This window comes from Streptomyces sp. NPDC020597 (assembly GCF_044335095.1).
Lineage (GTDB): Bacteria > Actinomycetota > Actinomycetes > Streptomycetales > Streptomycetaceae > Streptomyces.
On sequence record NZ_JBIRUL010000009.1, the window covers coordinates 124,723 to 138,599 of the forward strand.

A 13,877-nucleotide genomic window follows, 5' to 3' on the forward strand; every position below is an offset into this window, starting at 1 on the left:
ACGAGGGTGAAGCTGACAGACTGTCCGGAACAGGACCCAGGTGACTTCGGAGGCTGACCGTGGCGGAGACGTCGGACACCAGAACCCCGGCGCAGATCGAGGCGGACATCAGGGCCCGCCGCGAGGCGCTGGCGGAGACACTGGACGAGATCGGGGTGCGGGTGCACCCGAAGACCATCGTCGGGGACGTGAAGGCCAAGGTCGTCGCCAACGTCGATCACACTCTGGGCCGCGCCTACGTCCAGGTGAACCGGGCGGTGAGTGATGTGAAGGCGCAGTTCGTGGACGAGGAGGGCGCGCCGCGGCTCGAGCGGGTGGTGCCGGTGGCGTTGCTGGTCGTCGGGGTCGTGGGCCTGTTGGCCTTCGGTCCGCGTCGCCGCAGGGGCTGATCCGCTCGGGGGCGTCACCACCCCCGCTCGCTCACGGGGGCGTCGCGGGCAGGTAGGTTCAGTGGTGTGAGCGCCAAGAGAGACGACCTCGATCCGCAGCACGACAAGCTGCCCATCCGGATGCTGCACGACCGTGTGCTGGTGCGGCAGGAGGCCGGTGAGGGCGAGCGGCGTTCGGGTGGCGGGATCCTGATTCCCGCCACTGCGGCCGTCGGTCGCCGGCTGGCGTGGGCGCAGGTGGTCGCGGTGGGGCAGAACGTGCGGACGGTGGAGCCGGGTGACCGTGTGCTGTACGACCCGGAGGACCGTGCGGAGGTGGAGGTGCGGGGCGTGGCGTATGTGCTGATGCGGGAGCGCGATCTGCATGCCGTGGCTGCGGACCGGTTCGAGGGGTCGGAGGATTCCACGGGGCTGTACCTCTGATTGCATGGCTGAAAGGGCTGGTGACCGTTGTCACCAGCCCTTTTTGCTGTGGCTTTGCTATCTTCGAAGGTGCCCGACGAGACGCGCCGTACCGGGATGCAGGCAAAGACGACGCATCGGCGTTGTGTCGTCCGTGTCTGTCGGAGGTGTCTCGTGGCGTGGGTTCTGCTGGTCGTGGCCGGTCTGCTCGAGGTGGGCTGGTCGGTGGGGTTGAGGTACACGGACGGGTTCACGCGGCTCGTGCCGAGTCTGTTCACCGGTGCGGCGATCGTCGCCAGCATGCTGTTGCTGTCGTATGTGGCGCGTTCGCTTCCCATCGGCACGGCGTACGGCGTGTGGGTGGGGATCGGTGCGGCCGGTGCGGCGGTCGTGGGGATGGCGGTGCTGGGGGAGCCGGTGACCGCCGCACGGATCTTCTTCGTGTGTCTGTTGCTGGTCGCGGTGGTGGGGCTCAAGGCGACCGGTGGTCATTGAGGCGGTCGGCGGTCATTCCCGGCGGGTGGGGGTGAGCTGGGGGCCGACGGTCGTGCCGGTGGAGTTGCCGGCGTCGCCGCCTCCGCCGCCGTCGGTGGTGCCGGTCGACGTGCCGCCGCCGTCGGTGGTGCCGGAGCTGGTGCCGCTGGTCGTCCCGTTGGTCGCCGATCCGCCGTTCGCGGTGCCGGTCGAGGTGCCGCCGTCGGCGGTGTTGCCCCCGGTGGCGCCGGTGCTGGTGTCGCCGGTCGTGTTGCCGTTGGTGGTGCTGCCGCCGCCCGTCTGGCCCTGGCTCTGTCCCTGCGTCTGGCCCTTGGTGCCGGCGCTCGGGGTGCTGCCGCCGGTCTCTTCGTCGGTGGGGTCGTCCGGGGCGTCGGCCGGGTCGGAGGGGGCGGCGGAGTCGCCGCCGCCTTCCTGGAGGGTGAGGTCGAAGTCCTTGGCGGGGCTGCCCTTGAGGGCCTTCTCGGTGAACTGGGCCCAGATCTGGGTGGGGGCGTCGCCGCCGTTGATGCGGGGGAGGCCGAGGGCGCCCTTGAGGGACTTGTGGTGAGCGGTGACCGGGTCCTGGCCCATGACGGCGACGACGGTGGCGAGGTCGGGGGTGTAGCCGGCGAACCAGGCGGCCTGGTCGTCTTCGGCGGTGCCGGTCTTGCCGGCGGCGGGGCGGCCGATGGCCTGGGCCTTCCTGGCGGTGCCGTTCTGGACGACGCTGCGCAGGATCGAGGTGGTGGTGTCGGCGGCTTCGCGGCTGACGACCTGGGAGGCCTTGTAGGCGGGCAGTCGGACGACGTCGGAGCCGTCCTTGGTGACCTTGCTGATCATCGTGTACATGCCGTGCTTGCCGTGGTTGGCGAGGGTGGCGTAGGCCTGTGCCATGTCCAGGACGCTGGCGTTGGCGGTGCCGAGGGCGATGGAGGGGTAGGGCTGCAGGTCGGGGGTGTCGGTGGGCAGGCCGAGGTCGATGGCGGTCTGCTTGACCTTGGCGGGGCCGACGTCGACGGCCATCTGCGCGTACACCGAGTTGACGGACTTGTCGGTGGCGGTGCGCACGTTGATGTCGCCGTAGTTGACGTAGTCCTCGTTCTCGGGGTTGTAGACGGGTCCTGACCAGCCCTGGACGGGGCGCTTGTTGGTGCCGTCGTAGATCGTGTTGGGGGTGATCCGGCGGTTGTCCTGGGTGGTGGAGTCGTTCTGGACGGCGGAGGTGAAGACGAACGGCTTGAAGGTGGAGCCGACCTGGAAGTCCTGCCGGGTGGCGTTGTTGGTGTACTGCTTGACGTAGTCGACGCCGCCGTACAGGGCGAGGATCTTGCCGGTCTTCGGTTCGACGGCGGCTCCGCCCGCGCGGACGTAGGTGTCGACCTTGCGGTTCTTCTTGTCGAGCTTCTTCAGCAACTGGTCGTTGACGGCGTCGACGAAGGCGTTCTGCTTCTTCTTGTCGAGGGTGGTGGTGATGCGGTAGCCGCCGGCGTCGAGTTCGGCCTGGGTGACGATCTTGTTGTCGCGCAGGTAGTCCTTGATGGCGTTGACGAGGTAGCCGCGCTGTCCGGACATGCCGTTGTCGGCGCCGGAGGTCTCCTTGGGGTTGGGGAACTTCATGCCGGTGCGCTGGGACGCGGTGAGCCATCCCTTGGTGACCATGCCGTCGAGGACGTAGTTCCAGCGGGCCTCGGCGGCCTTGCGGTTCTCGGGGTGGGCGATGACGTCGTATTCGCTGGGGGCGTTGACGAGGGCGGCGAGGTAGGCGCCCTGGGCGGCGCTGAGCTTGAGGGCGTCGATGCCGTAGTAGGCCTTGGCGGCGGCCTGGATGCCGTAGGCGTTGCGGCCGAAGTAGCTGGTGTTGAGGTAGCCCTCGAGGATCTCGTCCTTGGACTTCTCGCGGTCGAGTTTGATCGCGATGAAGAACTCCTTGACCTTGCGCGTGGCGGTCTGTTCCTGCGCGAGGTAGTAGTTCTTCACGTACTGCTGGGTGATCGTGGAGCCGGACTGCTTGCCCTTGCCGGTGGCGGTGTTCCAGCCGGCTCGCAGCATCGCCTTGGGGTCGATGGCGGACTCGGTGTAGAAGTCGCGGTCCTCGGCGGCGAGGACGGCGTGCTGGGCGTCCTTGGAGATCTGTGCGAGGTCGACGTTCTCGCGGTTGACCTTGCCGTCGCGGGCGATCTCGGTGCCGTCGGCGTAGAGGTAGACGTTGGACTGCTTGGTGGCGAGGGCGTTGGCGGGCGGGATCTTGACCATGGAGTAGCCGAGGAAGAACAGGCCGGCGAGGAGCAGGACGCCGAGGACGAAGGTGCTGAGCACCATCCGCCAGGTGGGCAGCAGGCGGCGCCAGCCGGTGCGCTTGGGTCGCTTCACCTTCTTGCTGCTCCCTCCGTCACCCGCCTCGGGCTCTCCGGGGGCGGCGCCCTCGGTGGGCTGCTGCGGCTGCGGCTCGTCGCTCATGTGTTGCAGGACTCCTGTTTCGCGTCGTACGTTCCCGTACGCCTCGTACGCCTCGTTTATTTCTTCTGCGCCCCCTGTTGAAGACTCTCGCACCGGGCGTTCCGTTCCCGACAATCGGCGCGTGTTGTGCCGGAAAACGCGTGGCACGCGGCGGGGGCGGCGCACTAGGCTCCTGCGCTTCGGTGTCGCAGGGGGCACCCAGGTGACTACTGGGCGAGGAGGAGGGTTGCCTTGGGATCGGCGCGGTTGTACGCGGCCGTCGCGGCGGGGGGCTTTCGAAGGTACGCGACGTACCGGGTGGCGACGGCGGCGGGGGTGTTCACGAACACCGTTTTCGGCCTGATCCTCGTCTACACATATCTGGCGTTGTGGGACGAGCGGCCGCACCTGGGGGGTTACGACCAGGCGCAGGCGGTGACGTACGTGTGGCTGGGGCAGGCGTTGTTCGCGACGCTGGCGATCCAGGGCGGCGGTTTCGAGGCGGATCTGATCGAGCGCATCCGCACGGGTGAGGTGGCGGTCGATCTGTACCGGCCGGCCGATCTTCAGGCGTGGTGGCTGGCGACGGACCTGGGGCGGGCGTTGTTCCAGCTGCTGGGGCGGGGGGTGATCCCGTTCGTGTTCGGGGCGTTGTTCTTCCCGACGGCGTTGCCGGACGAGGCGGGGGTGTGGCTGGCGTTCCTGGTGGCGGTGGTGCTGGCGATGGTGGTGAGCTACGCGCTCCGGTTCCTGGTGGCGCTCAGTGGGTTCTGGCTGCTGGACGGTACGGGGGCGCTGCAGGTGCTGATGGTCACGGGGGTGTTCTGTTCGGGGATGGCGTTGCCGTTGAACGCGTTTCCGCAGCCGTTGGGGGACGTCGTGATGCTGCTGCCGTGGTCGGCGTTGTTGCAGACGCCGGCGGACGTGCTGATGGGGCGGGTGGAGGCGTGGTCGGCGTTCGCGTTCCAGGCGGGGTGGGCGGTGGTGCTGCTGGCGGTGGGACGGCTGGTGCAGGGTGCGGCGACGCGGCGGGTGGTGGTGCAGGGTGGGTGAGGTCGGCCGGCTGACGGAGGGGTTGCGGGCGTACCGGTTGATCGCCGGGATGTGGATTCGCTCGACGTTGACGTACCGGATGTCGTTCGTGATGACGGTGCTGGGCGGTCTGCTGGTGACGGGGCTGGACTTTGTCGCGATCTTGTTGATGTTCTCGCAGGTGGACGTGTTGGGCGGGTACACGTTGCCGGAGATCGCGTTGCTGTACGGGTTGTCGGCGACGTCGTTCGGGGCGGCGGATCTGGCGATCGGTTCGGCGGGGCGGCTGGGTACGCGGGTGCGGGACGGGACGCTGGACATGTTGCTGGTGCGGCCGGCGCCGGTGTTGGCGCAGGTGGCGGCGGACCGGTTCGCGTTGCGCCGGGTGGCGCGGATCACGCAGGGCGCTCTGGTGCTGGGGTGGGCGCTGGTGTCGCTGGATGTGGCGTGGACGCCGGTGAAGGTGTTGCTGGTGCCGGTGATGCTGGTGTGCGGCGGGTTGATCTTCTCGGCGGTGTTCGTGGCGGGTGCGTCGTTCCAGTTCGTGGCGCAGGACGCGGCGGAGGTGCAGGCGGCGTTCACGTACGGCGGGCAGACGTTGCTGCAGTATCCGCCGACGGTGTTCGGCAGGGAGTTGCTGCGTTCGGTGACGTTCGTGCTGCCGTTGGCGTTCGTCAACTGGGTGCCTGCGGCGTATGTGCTGGGGCGGCCGTATCCGTTGGGGTTGCCGGGGTGGGCGGCGTTCGCCTCGCCGCTGGCGGCCCTGGTGTGCTGTGCGGGGGCGGGGCTGGCGTGGCGGGTGGGTCTCAGGTCGTATCGGAGTACGGGGAGTTGAGTGTGTCCGAGGATGCTTTCATCGAGGTGGACCGGGTCGAGAAGGTCTTCGACGTGCGCAGGCGGACGGGGTTCCTGAAGCGTGAGCTGCGGCGGGTGCGGGCGGTCGACGAGCTGTCGTTCTCGGTGGCGCGGGGGGAGATGGTCGGTTACATCGGGCCCAATGGCGCGGGGAAGTCGACGACGATCAAGATGCTGACGGGCATCCTGACGCCGAGCGGTGGCCGGCTGAGGGTGGCGGGGATCGATCCGTCGCGGGAGCGGACGCGGCTGGCGCACCGGATAGGGGTGGTCTTCGGGCAGCGCACGACGCTGTGGTGGGATCTGCCGCTGATCGACTCGTACCGGCTGATGCACCGCATGTACCGCATCCCGGACGGGCGTTACCGGGAGAATCTCGACCGGCTGGTGGAACTGCTGGATCTGTCGGCCCTGTTGGAGGTGCCGGTGCGGCAGTTGTCACTGGGGCAGCGGATGCGCGGTGACATCGCGGCGGCGTTGCTGCACGATCCCGAGGTGCTGTATCTCGACGAGCCGACGATCGGTCTGGACGTGGTGTCGAAGGGGCGGGTGCGGGAGTTCCTGCGCGAGCTGAACGCCGAGCGGGGTACGACGGTGCTGCTCACCACGCATGATCTGCAGGACATCGAGCAGTTGTGCTCGCGGGTGATGGTGATCGACCACGGGCGTCTGGTGTACGACGGGGCGCTGGCGGGGTTGCACGAGGTGGGTGAGAGCGAGCGGACGCTGGTGGTGGATCTGGAGCGGGAGTCGCCGCCGATCCAGGTGGGGGACGCGGCCCGGGTGGTGCGGGTCGAGGGTCCGCGTCAGTGGCTGGCGTTTCCGGCGTCGGGGTCGGCGGCGGCGCTGGTCGCGCGGATCGCGGCGGAGTACCCGCTGGTGGACCTGTCGGTGCGGGAGCCGGACATCGAGGCGGTGATCGCCAGGATGCTGTACGGGGCGGGGGACGGCGGGTCCCCGGGGGAGCGGGAGACCGTAGTGCCGGGGGCCGGGAACTCGTAGGCTGCGGGCATGACCGACGACGCAGTCCCGGACCGTTCGGACCTTCGTGCCTCCGACGCCGATCGTGAGCGGGTCGCCGAGGTGTTGCGCGACGCGGTCGCCGAGGGTCGTCTGGACATGGCGGAGTTCGAGGAGCGGCTGGAGCAGACCTACGCGGCGCGCACGTACCGGGAGTTGGCGCCGATCACGCGTGACCTGCCGGCTTCGGGCATGGTTGCGCCGCCCGTGGTGTCGTTGCACAAGGAGCCGTCCCCGGAGGGGGGTTGGGCCGGGCGGATCGTGGGCGGCGAGGGGTCGTCGACGTGGGCGGTGGCGGTGATGTCGGGCTTCCAGCGCAAGGGCCGCTGGACGGTGCCGCGGCGGTTCACGTGCGTCGCCTTCTGGGGCGGCGGGGAGATCGACCTGCGGGAGGCGGACTTCTCGGCCGGGGAGGTCGAGATCAACTGCTTCGCGGTCATGGGCGGGGTGCAGATCACGGTGCCGCCGGGGGTGGAGGTCGTGGTGCGCGGGATCGGCGTGATGGGCGGCTTCGACCAGCGGGAGAGCGGTGTGCGGGGCGAGCCGGGGGCGCCGCGGGTGGTGGTGACCGGGTTCGCGTTCTGGGGCGGGGTCGGTGTGGAGCGCAAGGTGACGCGGGCCGCCCGGCGGCAGGAGAAGCTGGACCGCAGGGCGGCGAGGCGGGAGCTGCACGCCGCTTTCCGGGACGACGTGCAGGAGGCGCACCGGCGGATGCTGGAGGGCCACAAGGACCTGCTGCGGGGACACCGCCACGGCCACGAGCAGGGGCTGGGTCTGGGGGAGGGGTCCGGTCGCCGGGAGGAGCGGCGGGAGCGCCGAGGCGAGGAGTAGGCGGGCCGGCGCGCGTCTGCTGGACGGCGTGGGCTGCGGTAGGCCGTGGTGGCCGGGACCGGGTGGCGGGCGATGTGCGTCGCTCGGCGTCCGGCGTCGTCACAGTCGTGCGGGGGCGGCCGGCCCGGCGAGGTCGCCGAGGTCGACGGTGTGCGCCATCGCCCGGTAGCCGCGGTCGCTGGGGTGCAGATGGTCCCCGGAGTCGTACTCGGAGCGCAGGCCGCGCGGGTCGTAGGGGTCGCGCAGTGCCTTGTCGAAGTCGACGACGTCGTCGAACAGGTCGCCCGTGCGGATCGCCGCGTTGACCTGCTGCCGGACGCGTTCGCGGGCCTCGGTGTAGCCGCGGTGGCCGCGGAACGGCGTGAGGGTGGCGCCGACGACCCGGACGCCGCGGGCGTGGGCGCGGTCCACGAGGGTGCGCAGGCCGGCCAGGATCGCCTGCGGGCCGTCGGGGTTCCGGTCGCGCAGGATGTCGTTGATGCCGAGGTCGATGACGACGGCCTTCACGTTCGGCCGGTCGAGGACGTCGCGGTCGAACCGGTGGAGGCCGCTGGCGCCGCGCAGCGGGTCGTCGACGAGGACGCGGTTGCCGCTGATGCCCGCGTTGACGACGCCGTAGCGGGGCGGGTCGGCGCCGGTGGTACGGCCGGCGGCGAGCGCTGTGCGGAGCCGGCCGGCGAGGACGTCCGGCCAGCGGCGGTTCTCGCCGGCGGTGGAGGTGACGCCGTCGGTGATGGAGTCGCCGAAGGCGACGAGGGTGCCGTCGGCCTCGTTGCTGAGCACATCGAGAGCGGTCAGGTAGCGCCAGTAGACGCTGGTCGCGGTGAACGAGGCGCCGGTGACGTCCTCGGTGGACTCGCCGTCGGCGACGTAGCTGGTCTGCCGGGCGCGCGGGTGATGGGTGACCGGGCCCGCGGAGGTCGGGGTGTAGGTGCTGACCAGGATGTCGGCGTCGTGCGGGACGACGACGGCGACGGCGTCGCTGACGGCCTGGCCGCCCGCCGGGACGACGACGGCGGTGGATCCGGCGAAGGTGAGCCGGCGCAGGGTGGCGGGGTCCGCGGCCGCGCTGTCGTCGGCGGCGGCGACGGCGAGCGTGGCGTGGGTGACGGTCAGCGGTGCGTCGCCGTAGAGGTTGGAGAGCGTGATGCGGGCGCTGGTGCCGCCGACGCCGGTGTGCACGACGTTGCGGACGGTGCGGCCGGCCGTGCCGTGGGTCGCGGTGCCCGGTTCCCCGCCGGAGGGCGCGGCGGACCAGGCCCCGACCCACACGCCGGTCGAGACGGGAGCCGCGTTGCCCGGGCCGGGGCCCGCTGCGAGCGTGTCCCCGGCGGAGCGGCGACCTGAGCCGGCGCCGTCACCGGAGGCGGCGCCCAGGTATATGGCGGCGGACACGCCCACGACGAGGGCGACGATCGCCGCGAGCAGGGCATAACCATGATGCTTGGCGGTCATGCGGGTGTGGTTCTCCTCGTGCGGGGAGCGGTGCTGCTCCGGATGATGCGTGCGTGCGCCGACGGGGCACGCGTTCATGCAGGAGTTCACCGTCGAGCTCCCCCGTCTGACAGACGACGGGAACTCTTGTTCCGTTCCAGGAGTCGGTCAGGCAGGGACCATTATCAGCGTGCGGGACGCAGGCGGTGCGCGGCCGATCGGAACGGGTGGAGCGGATGGATCGTACGGAGGAGCCGACGGGCGCCGGGGCGGCCCGTGCCGGGGCGGCGCGCGCGATGACCGTGTTCAGCGCCGCCGACGACGAGAAGCGGCGCGGGGTGCGCCGGATGAAGCTCACCGCGGCGGGGCTGCTGCTGTTCGTGGCCGTGGTGTACGTCCTCGCCGAGTGGGCCGAGCACCGGGGGGCGGGCCCGTGGGCGTCCTATGTGGCGGCGGCGGCGGAAGCGGGCATGGTCGGTGCGCTCGCCGACTGGTTCGCGGTGACGGCGCTGTTCCGTCACCCGCTCGGCCTGCCCATTCCCCACACGGCGATCATCCCGAACAAGAAGGACCAGCTGGGCGTCTCGCTGGGTGAGTTCGTCGGGGAGAACTTCCTCTCCGAGGACGTGGTGCGCCAGCGGTTGAGGTCGGTGGGCATCGGCACCCGGCTGGGCGCCTGGCTGGCCGAGCCGGTGCACGCCGACCGGGTGACGGCGGAGCTGGCGACGGCTCTGCGCGGCGCGCTGACGGTGCTGCGCGACGCGGACGTGCAGGCGGTGGTCGGCGAGGCGATCACCCGGCGCGCCGACGCGCAGGAGATCGCGCCGGGCATCGGGAAGCTGCTGGAGCGGATCGTGGCGGACGGCGGTCACCGGCGGGCCGTGGACCTGGTGGTGTCCAGGGCGCACGACTGGCTGGAGCTGCACGCCGACTCGGTGATGGACGCGGTGCAGGGCGGTGCGCCCGGCTGGACGCCCCGCTTCGTCGACAAGCGGATCGGCGAGCGCGTCTACAAGGAGCTGCTGCGGTTCTGCGCGGAGATGCGGGACATGCCCTCCCACCCGGCGCGGGGCGCCCTCGACCGCTTCCTGCGGGACTTCGCCGTCGATCTGCAGTCCGACACGGACACGCGCGCGCGGGTGGAGCGGCTCAAGGGCGAGGTGCTGGGCCGGGGCGAGGTGCAGGACCTGATCGCGTCGGTGTGGACGGCCGTCCGCTCCATGATCGTGGCGGCCGCGGAGGACGAGCGCAGCGAGCTGCGGCTGCGGGTGCGGGCCTCGCTGCTGTCGCTGGGGGCGCGGATGGCCACCGAGCCGAAGGTGCAGGAGAAGGTCGACAGCTGGGTGGAGGGCGCGGCGGTGCACGTGGTGACGACGTACCGGCGGGAGATCACCTCTTTGATCACGGACACCGTCGCGGGCTGGGACGCGGAGCACACGACGCGCAAGATCGAGGCCAACATCGGCCGTGACCTGCAGTTCATCCGGATCAACGGCACGGTGGTGGGTTCGCTGGCCGGGCTGCTCATCTACACCGTGGCGCACTGGCTCGGAGCGTAAAGGCGTCGGCCGCGGGCACCCGGACCGCGTTCCGCTCGATGAGGAGCGCGTGCCGAGGAGGGAGCCCATGACCAGCGCCGAAGCCGCAGTGCCGGCCGAGAGAGGCCGCACGATCACCACCGACATCCCCGCCCGTCTGGACCGGCTGCCCTGGTCGCACTGGCACTGGACCATCGTCTTCGGACTCGGCACCGTGTGGATCCTGGACGGCCTGGAGGTCACGGTCGTCGGGAACATCGCCGCCCGGCTGTCCGAGCCGGGCAGCGGTCTGCCGATCACGTCCGGTCAGGTCACCGGCATCGCGGCGGCGCTGTACGTGGCCGGCGCCTGCGCCGGAGCCCTGTTCTGGGGCCGGCTGACCGACAAATGGGGCCGCAAGAAGCTGTTCATGATCACCCTCGCGGTGTATCTGGCGGCCACCGCCCTGACCGCGATCTCCTTCGACACCTGGTGGTTCCTGCTGTTCCGGTTCCTCACCGGCTTCGGCATCGGCGGCGAGTACGCGGCCATCAACTCCGCGATCGACGAGCTGATCCCGGCCCAGTACCGGGGCCGCGTCGACCTGATCATCAACGGCAGCTTCTGGCTCGGCGCGGTCGGCGGTTCGCTGCTGTCGATCGTCGCGCTGAACACGGACCTGTTCGCGGCGAACGTGGGCTGGCGGCTGACGTTCGCGCTGGGCGCCGTCCTCGCCCTGGTGATCCTGCTCGTACGGCGGCACGTCCCGGAGAGCCCGCGCTGGCTGCTGATCCACGGCAGGGACCGGGAGGCCGAGGAGATCGTCAGTTCCATCGAGAGGCAGATCGAGGCGGACAAGGGGGAGCGGCTGCCCCGGGCCGAGGGCGAGCTCACCATCCACCAGCGGCGCAGCGTCTCCTTCGCCGAGATCGCCCGCACGGTGTTCTCCGACTACCGGCGCCGCTCGATCCTCGGCTTCTCCCTCTTCATCGGGCAGGCGTTCCTGTACAACGCGATCACGTTCGGCTTCGGCGCGATCCTCACCAGGTTCTTCGACGTGCCGAGCGGCGACACCGGCTACTACTTCGCCGTCATCGCGATCGGTAACTTCTGCGGCCCACTGCTGCTGGGCAAGCTGTTCGACACGGTCGGCCGGCGGGTGATGATCTCCTCGACGTATCTGCTGTCGGGTGTGCTGCTGTTCGGCACGGCCTGGCTGTTCGACCAGGGCTCGCTCGACGCGACGACGATGACGGCCTGCTGGTGCGCGGTGCTGTTCTTCGCGTCGGCGGGCGCGTCGAGCGCCTATCTGACCGTGTCGGAGGTCTTCCCGATGGAGACCCGGGCGATGTCCATCGCCTTCTTCTACGCCCTCGGCACGGCCGCGGGCGGCATCAGCGGCCCCCTGCTGTTCGCCAAGCTCACCGACACGGGCAAGGTCGGCGACACGGTCCTCGCGTTCTCCATCGGCGCGACCCTGATGTGCCTGGCGGGCCTGGTCGCGGCGGTCCTCGCGGTCAAGGCCGAGCGACGCTCCCTGGAGGACATCGCCAAGCCGCTGACAGCCGCGGCGACGAAGGCCCGCGAGGCGACGAAGCGGGGTGACGGCACCCGCAAGGCGACCGCCTGATCCGCGCCGCGGCGGCCGACGGAGCGCCCGACGGAGCGGCCCGACGTCGGGCCGCTCCGTCGGCCGCCGCCGGGCCGCCGACTACGCGCCCGTCGTCGATCCCGGCCGCACGATCATCAGGACCGTCACAGTCGCCCACAGCAGGTTGAACACCCCGGTGTACATGGCCAGTCGCACGGTCGTCCCGCGCGCCCCCCGCCCCTCGACGAGCACCTCCTGCCGGGGCAGCACGAGGACGAGCAGCACCCCGGCGGCCAGCGCGGTCAGCACGATCGACGCGATGAGCCAGGGGTCGCCGGTCACCCCCATCGCGCCCGCCGTGGCGAACCCGAACGCCGGGACGGCGAGGCCGACGACGGCGTACACCCGGCAGACGCGGTGCAGCAGCAGCACGGTCTCGGAGGCGCGCGCGTCGTCGGGAGCGGCCAGGGCCCGGCGCGCGGCGGGCGGGAACATGCTGGCGGCGACGGTCACGGGTCCGATCGCGACGATCGCGGCGAGGACGTGGACGGCGAGGAGGAACTTGGTCACGCGCCGACGGTAGGCGGCACGCGGACCGTACAGAAGTGGCAGGAGTGCCAGGACGCGACGGAATCCCGCCATCGCTGTCACCCGGTCCCGCCGCCCGCCGTCACCCGGCCCCGCCGCCCGCCGTCACCCGGCCCCGCCGCCGTCACCGCTCCTGCGGCCGGCCTGTGCCGCGGGTGCGGGCGCCCGCGGCCGGGGCGCCGACGTCGTCTTCGTGCGCCGAGGCTCCGCCGCGTCCACGGGTTGGCGGGCATCCGTCGGCTGCCTAGGATCGCGCCATGCACACCGTCGCCGTACTCGTCCTGGACGGGGTCGTCCCGTTCGACCTGTCCGCCCCGATCGACGCCTTCGGCTGGGCGCGGCTGCCCGACGGACGTCCGGCGTACCGGGTACGGGTCTGCTCGCCGTCCGCGTCCGGAGAGGTCGGCGCGGGGGCGTTCACCGTGCGGGCGCCGTACGGGCTCGAGGCGCTGGCGGAGGCGGACACCATCATCCTGCCGGGCGTCGTCGACCCGCCCCACGAGCTGCCGCCCGCGGTGGCCGAGGCGCTGCGGGACGCGGCGGCGAACGGCACCCGTATCGCGTCGGTCTGCGTCGGCGCGTTCCTGTTCGCGGCGACGGGCCTGCTGGACGGACTGCGCGTGACGACCCACTGGTTCGCGGCGCGGGAACTGGCCGAGCGCCACCCGAAGGTGGAGGTCGACCCGAACGTCCTCTACGTCGACCACGGCCAGTTCCTCACCTCGGCCGGTGCGGCGGCGGCCCTGGACATGTGTCTGCACATGATCCGCAAGGACTACGGTTCGGCGATCGCCGCGCAGGCGGCCCGGATGTCGGTCATGCCGCTCGAACGCGAGGGCGGCCAGGCCCAGTTCATCGTCCACGACCTGGCTCCGGCGCCCGCGGGGGCCACCCTCGAACCCCTGCTGTCCTGGCTGGAGGACCACTGCGGCGACGACCTGACGCTGGACCGGATCGCCGAACGGGCCGGCATGAGCACCCGCACCCTCAACCGCCGCTTCCGCGAGCAGACCGGCACGACGCCGTTGCGCTGGCTGCACCGGGCGCGGGTGCGGCGCGCGCAGTACCTGCTGGAGGCGACGGCCTACCCGGTCGAACGGGTCGCCGCCCAGGCGGGCTTCGCCTCCCCGACGACGTTCCGGGAGTGCTTCCGCAAGATCGTCGGGACGAGCCCGCAGGGCTACCGGCAGGCGTTCCGGTCGAGGCCGACGGGGGCGTGACCACCGGGCGGTCAGGGCTCGGATAGGGTGTCCCGCCGTGGCACGTGCGAACACGTGAACCACCGTCACGTACTCGGGGGAGACGTCA

At 71.2% G+C, this 13,877-nt stretch carries 13 protein-coding genes and 1 riboswitch; of the genes, 10 read left to right on the top strand and 3 right to left on the bottom strand.

What is annotated here, in order from left to right; all coding sequences use genetic code 11:
- Window positions 1–59: 59 nt before the first annotated feature.
- The 3 genes from ACH4ZA_RS17990 to ACH4ZA_RS18000 all read left to right on the top strand — a co-directional run bounded on the left by ACH4ZA_RS17990 (window position 60) and on the right by ACH4ZA_RS18000 (window position 1,286).
- A complete protein-coding gene (locus tag ACH4ZA_RS17990; protein WP_319276398.1) occupies window positions 60–389 on the top strand; it encodes a DUF3618 domain-containing protein in 330 nt (109 codons plus the stop codon).
- 120 nt (window positions 390–509) lie between these two features.
- Window positions 510–812, top strand: coding sequence for a GroES family chaperonin (locus ACH4ZA_RS17995; protein WP_398430467.1), 303 nt, complete (start codon window positions 510–512; stop codon window positions 810–812).
- Between the two features lie 47 nt (window positions 813–859).
- A riboswitch (guanidine-III (ykkC-III) riboswitch) is annotated at window positions 860–930 on the top strand.
- Window positions 931–965: 35 nt separating this feature from the next.
- The gene (locus ACH4ZA_RS18000; protein ID WP_398430244.1) at window positions 966–1,286 is read left to right on the top strand and encodes a DMT family transporter; all 321 of its coding nucleotides are present in this window, start codon (window positions 966–968) and stop codon (window positions 1,284–1,286) included.
- 12 nt (window positions 1,287–1,298) lie between these two features.
- On the opposite strand, the gene ACH4ZA_RS18005 is transcribed toward ACH4ZA_RS18000, so the two are convergent.
- Window positions 1,299–3,722 (bottom strand): transglycosylase domain-containing protein, encoded by a 2,424-nt coding sequence (locus ACH4ZA_RS18005; RefSeq protein ID WP_319276400.1) that lies wholly within the window; start codon window positions 3,720–3,722, stop codon window positions 1,299–1,301.
- A 315-nt stretch (window positions 3,723–4,037) separates the two neighbouring features.
- On the opposite strand from ACH4ZA_RS18005, the gene ACH4ZA_RS18010 reads away from it, so the two are divergent.
- The 4 genes from ACH4ZA_RS18010 to ACH4ZA_RS18025 are packed head-to-tail and all read left to right on the top strand — an operon-like array spanning window position 4,038 to window position 7,439.
- On the top strand, window positions 4,038–4,754 hold the full coding sequence (locus ACH4ZA_RS18010; RefSeq protein WP_398430246.1) for an ABC transporter permease: 717 nt from the start codon (window positions 4,038–4,040) through the stop codon (window positions 4,752–4,754).
- A 49-nt stretch (window positions 4,755–4,803) separates the two neighbouring features.
- Window positions 4,804–5,568, top strand: coding sequence for an ABC transporter permease (locus tag ACH4ZA_RS18015; protein ID WP_319276530.1), 765 nt, complete (start codon window positions 4,804–4,806; stop codon window positions 5,566–5,568).
- Window positions 5,565–6,590 (top strand): ATP-binding cassette domain-containing protein, encoded by a 1,026-nt coding sequence (locus tag ACH4ZA_RS18020; protein ID WP_398430248.1) that lies wholly within the window; start codon window positions 5,565–5,567, stop codon window positions 6,588–6,590. Before ACH4ZA_RS18015 ends, ACH4ZA_RS18020 begins: the two co-directional genes overlap by 4 nt.
- Window positions 6,591–6,599: 9 nt before the next feature.
- Complete coding sequence (locus tag ACH4ZA_RS18025) at window positions 6,600–7,439, top strand: DUF1707 domain-containing protein (RefSeq protein WP_398430250.1); 840 nt, start codon at window positions 6,600–6,602, stop codon at window positions 7,437–7,439.
- Window positions 7,440–7,538: 99 nt separating this feature from the next.
- On the opposite strand, the gene ACH4ZA_RS18030 is transcribed toward ACH4ZA_RS18025, so the two are convergent.
- Window positions 7,539–8,894 (bottom strand): SGNH/GDSL hydrolase family protein, encoded by a 1,356-nt coding sequence (locus ACH4ZA_RS18030; RefSeq protein WP_398430468.1) that lies wholly within the window; start codon window positions 8,892–8,894, stop codon window positions 7,539–7,541.
- Between the two features lie 215 nt (window positions 8,895–9,109).
- On the opposite strand from ACH4ZA_RS18030, the gene ACH4ZA_RS18035 reads away from it, so the two are divergent.
- Both ACH4ZA_RS18035 and ACH4ZA_RS18040 read left to right on the top strand, forming a co-directional pair.
- Window positions 9,110–10,432 (top strand): DUF445 domain-containing protein, encoded by a 1,323-nt coding sequence (locus ACH4ZA_RS18035; RefSeq protein WP_398430252.1) that lies wholly within the window; start codon window positions 9,110–9,112, stop codon window positions 10,430–10,432.
- 67 nt (window positions 10,433–10,499) lie between these two features.
- Entirely contained in the window at window positions 10,500–12,020 is a 1,521-nt protein-coding gene (locus tag ACH4ZA_RS18040; protein ID WP_398430254.1) for an MFS transporter, read from the top strand.
- Between the two features lie 81 nt (window positions 12,021–12,101).
- Here the strand turns inward: ACH4ZA_RS18040 and ACH4ZA_RS18045 are convergent, their stop codons facing one another.
- Window positions 12,102–12,551 (bottom strand): hypothetical protein, encoded by a 450-nt coding sequence (locus ACH4ZA_RS18045; protein ID WP_319276406.1) that lies wholly within the window; start codon window positions 12,549–12,551, stop codon window positions 12,102–12,104.
- A gap of 275 nt (window positions 12,552–12,826) precedes the next feature.
- Between ACH4ZA_RS18045 and ACH4ZA_RS18050 the strand changes: the two genes are divergently transcribed.
- On the top strand, window positions 12,827–13,789 hold the full coding sequence (locus ACH4ZA_RS18050; RefSeq protein ID WP_398430256.1) for a GlxA family transcriptional regulator: 963 nt from the start codon (window positions 12,827–12,829) through the stop codon (window positions 13,787–13,789).
- The last annotated feature ends 88 nt before the right edge of the window (window positions 13,790–13,877 follow it).

Excerpts from the sequence above, each read along its gene's own strand:
- ACH4ZA_RS18025 (WP_398430250.1), top strand. The coding sequence starts at position 6,600 with ATGACCGACGACGCAGTCCCGGACCGTTCGGACCTTCGTGCCTCCGAC.
- ACH4ZA_RS18050 (WP_398430256.1), top strand. The coding sequence starts at position 12,827 with ATGCACACCGTCGCCGTACTCGTCCTGGACGGGGTCGTCCCGTTCGAC.
- ACH4ZA_RS18015 (WP_319276530.1), top strand. The coding sequence starts at position 4,804 with ATGTGGATTCGCTCGACGTTGACGTACCGGATGTCGTTCGTGATGACG.
- ACH4ZA_RS18035 (WP_398430252.1), top strand. The coding sequence starts at position 9,110 with ATGGATCGTACGGAGGAGCCGACGGGCGCCGGGGCGGCCCGTGCCGGG.
- ACH4ZA_RS18005 (WP_319276400.1), bottom strand. The coding sequence starts at position 3,722 with ATGAGCGACGAGCCGCAGCCGCAGCAGCCCACCGAGGGCGCCGCCCCC.
- ACH4ZA_RS18040 (WP_398430254.1), top strand. The coding sequence starts at position 10,500 with ATGACCAGCGCCGAAGCCGCAGTGCCGGCCGAGAGAGGCCGCACGATC.
- ACH4ZA_RS18030 (WP_398430468.1), bottom strand. The coding sequence starts at position 8,894 with ATGACCGCCAAGCATCATGGTTATGCCCTGCTCGCGGCGATCGTCGCC.
- ACH4ZA_RS17995 (WP_398430467.1), top strand. The coding sequence starts at position 510 with ATGCTGCACGACCGTGTGCTGGTGCGGCAGGAGGCCGGTGAGGGCGAG.